At 39.3% G+C, this 6,236-nt stretch carries 6 protein-coding genes; 5 read left to right on the top strand and 1 reads right to left on the bottom strand.

Annotation, left to right across the window (positions count from 1 at the left end):
- Positions 1–160: 160 nt before the first annotated feature.
- Positions 161–736 (top strand): YitT family protein, encoded by a 576-nt coding sequence (locus tag ACIQAA_RS27390; protein WP_402626037.1) that lies wholly within the window; start codon positions 161–163, stop codon positions 734–736.
- 54 nt (positions 737–790) lie between these two features.
- Positions 791–1,297 carry a G/U mismatch-specific DNA glycosylase gene (gene mug / locus ACIQAA_RS27385; protein WP_402626035.1) on the top strand — a complete coding sequence of 169 codons (507 nt, stop codon included), beginning with the start codon at positions 791–793 and terminating at the stop codon, positions 1,295–1,297.
- A gap of 744 nt (positions 1,298–2,041) precedes the next feature.
- Here the strand turns inward: mug and shc are convergent.
- Entirely contained in the window at positions 2,042–3,907 is a 1,866-nt protein-coding gene (gene shc, locus ACIQAA_RS27380; RefSeq protein WP_402626033.1) for a squalene--hopene cyclase, read from the bottom strand.
- Positions 3,908–4,060: 153 nt separating this feature from the next.
- On the opposite strand from shc, the gene ACIQAA_RS27375 reads away from it, so the two are divergent.
- The 3 genes from ACIQAA_RS27375 to ACIQAA_RS27365 all read left to right on the top strand — a co-directional run bounded on the left by ACIQAA_RS27375 (position 4,061) and on the right by ACIQAA_RS27365 (position 6,160).
- On the top strand, positions 4,061–5,125 hold the full coding sequence (locus tag ACIQAA_RS27375) for a DUF2515 domain-containing protein (RefSeq protein ID WP_402626031.1): 1,065 nt from the start codon (positions 4,061–4,063) through the stop codon (positions 5,123–5,125).
- A complete protein-coding gene (locus ACIQAA_RS27370) occupies positions 5,052–5,501 on the top strand; it encodes a CBO0543 family protein (RefSeq protein WP_402626030.1) in 450 nt (149 codons plus the stop codon). The genes ACIQAA_RS27375 and ACIQAA_RS27370 overlap by 74 nt, the downstream gene beginning before the upstream one ends.
- A 221-nt stretch (positions 5,502–5,722) precedes the next feature.
- On the top strand, positions 5,723–6,160 hold the full coding sequence (locus ACIQAA_RS27365) for a peptidylprolyl isomerase (protein ID WP_034673452.1): 438 nt from the start codon (positions 5,723–5,725) through the stop codon (positions 6,158–6,160).
- The last annotated feature ends 76 nt before the right edge of the window (positions 6,161–6,236 follow it).

The following is a 6,236-nucleotide window of genomic DNA, read 5'->3' as shown; positions in this document are numbered from 1 at the left end:
CCCCAAAGGGGATAAAGTGGAGGAGCCGTATGCGATGACCCGCACGTACGGATCTGTGAGAGGCGCATGAAATATTTTCATGCGCCTACTCTATTGTGAATGAACGACCTTGTACAAACATATTAGTAGTATATAGATATTTGGACAAGGGATGAGAATCATGCTGAAAAAATTAGCGGTGATTGGATTTGGCAGTACGATGATTGGAATTGGGGTAAACGGATTTATTTTGCCCTTCCACCTTATTAATGGCGGGATGTTTGGGATTAGCTTATTATTCAACTATTTGTGGCATTTTAGTATTGGATTAACCTTTGTTTTTTTAAATATTCCGATTTACCTCCTTGCATATAAATCGGATTTTCATTACTTTTTATATGGGTTAATAGGGGCTGTTTTTTCAGGCTTCATGATTGAATTGTTAGTACCTTTAAGGGATGTATTTCATTTACCAATCATTAGCTCCGTCATCATCGGTGGTCTCATTATTGGTATCGGGGTAGGGACGATGCTAAGAAATCACATCAGTCCCGGTGGAATGGATCTGCTCGCATTATTGCTGGCAAAATGGACAAAGATTAACGTCGGAATCATTGGCTATGCCATTGATACAGTGATTATTATTTCGAGTCTCCTTCTTCTTCAGGAACCTAGATTACTATATTCATTGTTAATCGTATCAATCGTTGGTTTACTTGCAACCGTCATTACTTCTTGGAATCATTATGAAAACTAATCAGGTTTTAGTAAAATAGGGTCATGAATGTTTTTTGAATTGAGGGGCAATATGTTGAAACTAGTAGATGACCATATAAAAGAGGATTTAAAGATACTATTTGTCGGATTCAATCCGAGTATACGTTCAAGCGAAACCGGCCATCATTTTGCCAATCCCAATAACCGGTTTTGGAGAATCTTACACGAAGCAGGATTAACTCCTCGAAAGTTTGAGCCTGCAGAAGATGCCAAGCTGCTAGATCTGGGGATGGGGCTAACCAATATTGTAGCGAGACCGACGAAAGCAGCGGATGAGATTACAAGCAAGGAATACAAAGAAGGAAAAGATATTCTCAGGAAAAAAATCGAGAATTTTAAGCCTCAGGTGGTATGTTTTGTAGGTAAGGGGGTCTATCAGAAATATAGTGGCACGAAAAATGTTCCTTGGGGGAGGCAGGATAATCCCGTCGTTCCAGATACGATTGACTTTGTTGCCCCATCCTCTAGCGGACTTGTAAGGATGAGAGTAGAAGAAATTGTAGAAATTTATAAGGAATTATGTGAAATCATACATTCCTGAACCTAAATCCAATCTAATTCGGCGTCTATATATCCATATAAAGGAAATTAGTTGCCTGTGCCAGGCAGCCGCCTGGCTTTTTCAGCTTCAAGTTGGGCTGTGGAATTAATTAGGCAGATAAACAAAAGGAATTTGCAGGTAAATAGGAATCTATGCAGGTAAGAGTATAGAATTCGCAGGTAAGGGACACATTTTGGCAGATAAGAAGATTTAGAATGAAAAAGGCCATTGAAAAACTCACCATGATCAAGGAACTCACACAAATATGAGTCAATATATCCAAATAAAGGAAAATTAGATATCTGTGCCAGGTAGCCGCCTGGCTTTTTCAGCTTCAAGTTGAGCTGTGGAATTAATTAGGCAGATAAACAAAAGGAATTTGCAGGTAAATAGGAATCTATGCAGGTAAGAGTATAGAATTCGCAGGTAAGGGACACATTTTGGCAGGTAGGAAGATTTAGAATGAAAAAGGCCATTGAAAAACTCACCATGATCAAGGAACTCACACAAATATGTAGTCTATATATCCAAATAAAGGAAAATTAGATACCTGTGCCAGGCAGCCGCCTGGCTTTTTCAGCTTCAAGTTGGGCTGTGGAATTAATTAGGCAGATAAACAAAAGGAATTTGCAGGTAAATAGGAATCTATGCAGGTAAGGGACACATTTTGGCAGATAAGAAGATTTAGAATGAAAAAGTTATTAAAAACACAACTTGATACAGAAGAAATAATTCACCAAATAGTTATTTTTCAAACTTTTTACGGTAATGAGCCAAAGCCAACAACGGAAAGATATAGCGGTAGCTATGATAATGAATATAAAAAGCACCCGCCATTCCCTGCCCTTTAGGATAGGCTGTGGTCCAATCCTCTTTTTGCAGATTCTCTAATAAATATGTGATACCTTTTCGAATCGCAGGTGTTGGTTTATCTGAAACACTGATTAAAGTATCCAATGCCCAGGCTGTATGGGTTAAAGTACTGGCCCCTAAGTGCTGATAGGTTTGTTTACTATCACTATAACAGGATTCACCCCAGCCTCCATCCCTGTTTTGAATGCCTTGCAGCCATTCTATCGCTTTTTGAATACACTCATCACTTTCGGAAACTCCAACTGCTGCTAAACCCGTTACTGCGCCCCACGTGCCGTAAATATAACAAATTCCCCATCTTCCATACCAAGAACCATCCCATTCTTGATGATCCAGCAGCCATTTTACACCTTTTTTAATACTTTGATGGTCTTTTGATAGATTCGTATAGTTACCGAAGAATTCAAGAGTACGCCCGGTGATATCTGCACATGATGGGTCAGTTAGGATAAATTCAGCCTTCTCAATGGGCAGGAACTCAAAAAGCTTGGTATCTGTATTTTTTTCGAAGGCTGCCCAGCCACCGTCGTCATTCTGCATGGATAGGAGCCAGTTAATTCCTCGGCTCCAGGCATCATGATAGCTGGCGCCCATTCTGGAAATCGACCTTAATGATGCAGTGGTATCATCCACATCGGGGTTAATGGTATTAATATCAGAGAAACCCCAGCCTCCTGGTAAACTAGCAGGATTATGGATCACCCAATCGCCGAATTTAGTATGCTGCCTTTTTAGTAAGTATTGATTGGTTTTTTCGACCATAGGATCTTTAGGTGAAATCTCAGCTTTTTGCAGCGCATAGCCAATTAACGAGGTATTCCACACATCTGCTGTCGTGTATTGCATGTGCGGGCGGCCGTTAATCGTGCATTTCATTGATTTAATCCCATCAATGGCCTTCGTGATAACAGGGTCGGTTTTCTTATATCCTAGTGAGATCAGGGCAAAGATCATTAAGAAAGTAGAGCTGTAGTAGCTGTAAAACGTACCATCCTCTTCAATATGTTCAAGCATATATTTCTTCGCGCGCTGTATGGCCAGCGTCTGAAGCTGTTGGGGCAGCCCGATTAGATTCTTTACACCTTTTTCAATAAAAGAGAAGAGAGAACGCATTTCCTCCGAACGAATCCAGTTTTCAGAATCAAGCCTGCCCGCCCGTAAATCCGAGAGATCAGGACTCCTATTTGTCCTTATCGATAGTTTCTTATCCGCAAGAATCATCATTGGTGTTAAATTTGCCCGGCCGTATATGGAAAAAGAATAGAAATTGATTGGAAAAGAGAGTGGTAATAAAATAATTTCAATTGGCAGAGGGGAGAAAGAGGGCCATTTTAATTGCCCGGTTAAGGCCAACATCACTTTTGTGAACATACTAACCTCTTCGATTCCGCCTTTGGATAAAATAAACTTTTTCGCCGTGTGAAGACGTTTATCCTTTTTGTCATAGTATCCGGAGTATAAAAGGGCGTAATAGGATTCCACTGTAGCTGTAAAGTTTCCTTCCCGTTCATCGTAAAAAAGTTTCCAAGAGCCGTTTCTTTCTTGTCTGCTCAGAATCCTCTCAGTAAGACCCTTTATTAATTCTTCATCATTTATTTCTAATGTCCGTAATAAAATGATCATATAGGCATCTGTCGATAATCCAGTTTCGAATGGATAATTCCAGGAGCCATCGGGAGACTGATCCCTTCTAAGTGTCTCAACCAACCAGTCAATGCCTCTACTTGTATCGGTCATCGTATTGTTCAGTCCTCTCCCAATTGAATGTTCTCATCTATACATATTCAGGAAATAGAAAGAGAATTCTCAAGGGAGGTTATCATTATTTTTTTTATCAGAAGCCGGGAAAAAACGCCAATTGAAACCATTAAGGATGAATTAAAGGCAAAAATGAAACAACCAGCCGACATTGACAATAATAAATTAACTAGCGAGGAGAAAGGTATTTTAGAAAGGATAAGAAGGAATACAAGGGAACTGAACCTGAATAATGTTACAAGGACTATGGCCTATTTTGATTTTTACCAAAAACATCCCGAAATCCATTGGGCATTTTTAGGACATATGGTCTCTAGAAATGGCGGCTGGAACATGACCGATTTAAAAGGAGATCTCCTTACACGTCTGCTTACAAAACAAGAAAGGAATGCCTATTTCACTTTCTTAGAGCGCGGGAATTGGCTGATTTTTCAAGACGCCTATCCACAGTTTTTACTATACGGTGAAAGCTTAAAAAGAAATAAACCGCTCTTTTACCTGTTGCCCTATTTGAATATATCCACTTTCATGGAAACGCTTTGGAAATATTTTTGGAGGAAGCGGGACTCGTACATTCTCACTATGGCTTTAGTTATCAATGAACAAAGTTATTTAGAAAAAAGGGTGATTCAAAATCCTATCTATCAAAAGGATGTTTTAAACACGTTGGAGTTTAAACTACAGGATTACTTTTCTTTTAATCATATTTTGTTTCCCTATCGAAAAAAGAGTTTAGCCGGGCAAACACTTCATCAGTTTCAATCATTACATGAGCGTATTATATTAGGAAGAAGATTGTATGCTGTGCTTTTTCAAAAAAAGGAATTATTAAATCAATTTGTAGAATGGGCAAAAGCACACCGACATACTGGGTCGAGAAAAGATTATTGGCCGCATATCTTTAATAATGTCAACGAAGGAATTCCTGGAATTCCCTATCAGCTTCGATTAAACGCCTGCAAACTGAAGTGGGGAGCTAAAAAAATTTACAGTCCAGATTTAACGTCAGCATGGAAAAACGTTCAGCATCAAGAAGCGGAAAAGGGAGATTGGTTTCATCATTGGCAAGTGGCCGACTATCTCTCGGAGCTTAATGAAACACAAATAAACGGGGAGATTGAATATGAATACTGTAAAACGCTCGAAAGGCTTGAACTTGCCTCCTTGGCAAAAAAAGTCATTACCATTTTTGATTAAAGAATACGCTCCTGTATTAGTATTGGCGATATTGCTGGGTACTAGCTTAGATCTCTACTTTGTCGGGAAGAATTTGTACATGTTCCCGATTAGACCGTTTCCTGAAGTGTTTTCGATTAATATTGCTTTCACCTTCATAGGACTTCCACTTCTTGTTCTAGTGTACCTTATTAAGATGAAGCAGGTTAATAAATGGGGAAAAGTGGGAATTGTGTTATTTCTCAGCCTATTAATCCCTATCGTTGAGAGATTTTCTGAACTGTTTGGACTATTTGCACATTCCAGTGATTGGAAGCATATCTATAGCTTTTATGGTTATCTCATTTTCTTCTCGTTTATTTTTTTATTTTATCAATTAACAAATAAAGAACACTAAAAAAGCCAAGACAGAAGTCTTGGCTTTTGTAATGCCGCTACCAACGACACTACGTACCCCTTCCGTCCGTACAGTGGTTAAGTGTCCCGCAACAAGCGAATGTTCGGAAGGGGTACTGTTATAATACCACAAATTTATGAATTTAAACCATGAAACTTTCTTTTCTGTGTTGGAAAGTGTATGATGAAAATGAATTTTTTTACATAAAGGAGATGTTAATTGTGGCAAAAAAAGGACACATACAAATGCAAAACGGTGAAAAAATTGAGTTTGAATTATATCCAAACGAGGCACCTGGTACAGTTGCTAACTTTGAAAAGCTAGCAACTAGCGGCTTTTACAATGGGTTAACTTTCCACCGTGTTATTCCTGGATTCGTAAGCCAAGGAGGATGCCCTGAAGGCCGTGGAACAGGTGGTCCCGGCTATACAATCAAATGTGAAACACAAGGCAATCCGCACACACATGTTCCAGGTGCTCTATCAATGGCGCACGCTGGTAAAGACACAGGCGGCAGCCAATTCTTTATCGTTCATGAGTCTCAGCCACACCTAAATGGTGTCCATACTGTTTTCGGTAAAGTGACTTCTGGTCTTGAAGCTGCGAAAGCAATGAGAAATGGCGACATCATGGAAAAAGTAGAAGTTTACGACGAATAGGATTACTTACAGAGCCGAGCAATTGGGCTCTTTTTTCATATAATCCGTTAGAATGAATCCATTCTTTAGGGGCAAA

Source organism: Neobacillus sp. NPDC093182 (assembly GCF_044754045.1).
Note: the sequence above shows the minus strand (reverse complement) of the source record. Positions and strands in the feature narration are given on the sequence as shown.

What these genes read in the sequence shown, in the direction of transcription:
- ACIQAA_RS27390 (WP_402626037.1), top strand. Translation starts at nt 161, where the DNA reads ATGCTGAAAAAATTAGCGGTGATTGGATTTGGCAGTACGATGATTGGA.
- shc (WP_402626033.1), bottom strand. Translation starts at nt 3,907, where the DNA reads ATGACCGATACAAGTAGAGGCATTGACTGGTTGGTTGAGACACTTAGA.
- ACIQAA_RS27375 (WP_402626031.1), top strand. Translation starts at nt 4,061, where the DNA reads ATGAAACAACCAGCCGACATTGACAATAATAAATTAACTAGCGAGGAG.
- ACIQAA_RS27370 (WP_402626030.1), top strand. Translation starts at nt 5,052, where the DNA reads ATGAATACTGTAAAACGCTCGAAAGGCTTGAACTTGCCTCCTTGGCAA.